The organism is bacterium (assembly GCA_024228115.1).
Lineage (GTDB): Bacteria > Myxococcota_A > UBA9160 > UBA9160 > UBA6930.
This window is the reverse complement of the sequence record JAAETT010000107.1, coordinates 1-692: the sequence shown is the minus strand read 5'-3', so window position 1 is coordinate 692 and position 692 is coordinate 1. Positions and strand designations below refer to the sequence as shown.

Sequence of the window (692 nt, the reverse complement as noted above, 5' to 3'; positions counted from 1 at the left end):
GCGGTCTGCAGGAGGCGAGCATGAGTGGTAGCAAGGTACGAGTAGCCATCTCCCGGATCTGTGGAGCATTGCTCGTTTTGGGATTGGGGCCGGGAGCCGGGTTGGCCGCGGAGCCCGTCGTCCGGTCGAAGGGACAAACGGTCTACGTCGCAGCGTACTCGTACGTTGTGATGGGATCCGGGACATACAAGTTTCCCGTTTCTTCGACGTTGGTCATCCGCAACACAGACCCCCTGCATGCGATCGTTGTGACCGCTGTGGACTATCGTGACTCAAGGGGAAAGCACCTCCGCCACCATGTGAAGGAGCCCATCGCGGTCGGTCCGCTGGCGTCGATGGATTTCGCTTTGTGGGAGCCCGACACGACCGGAGGGCAGAGCCCGAGCTTCATCGTTCGATGGAAGGCGAACGAGACCGTAAACGCGCCCGTTCTGGAGACGCTGATGATCGGAGGTCAAGCTGGCCGCGCCATCTCGTTCGTCGGCCGCGCGTGGGTGATCGAAGAGGCGGGCGACCCGGATGACGAAGGAGCGGCGGCTGGGCGATGAGGCGTGGTAGGGTCGAGGGCTGGCGCGGTGGTCCGTAAGGCGGTGGCCTTGTCTGTATCCCGGGTTTCCCCGTTCGTGCCCGTGTAGACCCCACCGTGACTCCGTTTCCAGCCCCCGCCACATCGAACGCAGCATGCGGATTTC

Annotated in this window: 1 protein-coding gene; it reads left to right on the top strand. The window is 63.3% G+C overall.

Annotated elements, in window-relative coordinates; translation table 11 throughout:
* The first annotated feature begins 20 nt into the window (after nucleotides 1–20).
* Complete coding sequence (locus GY937_05645; protein ID MCP5056196.1) at nucleotides 21–548, top strand: DUF3124 domain-containing protein; 528 nt, start codon at nucleotides 21–23, stop codon at nucleotides 546–548.
* Nucleotides 549–692 lie beyond the last annotated feature (144 nt).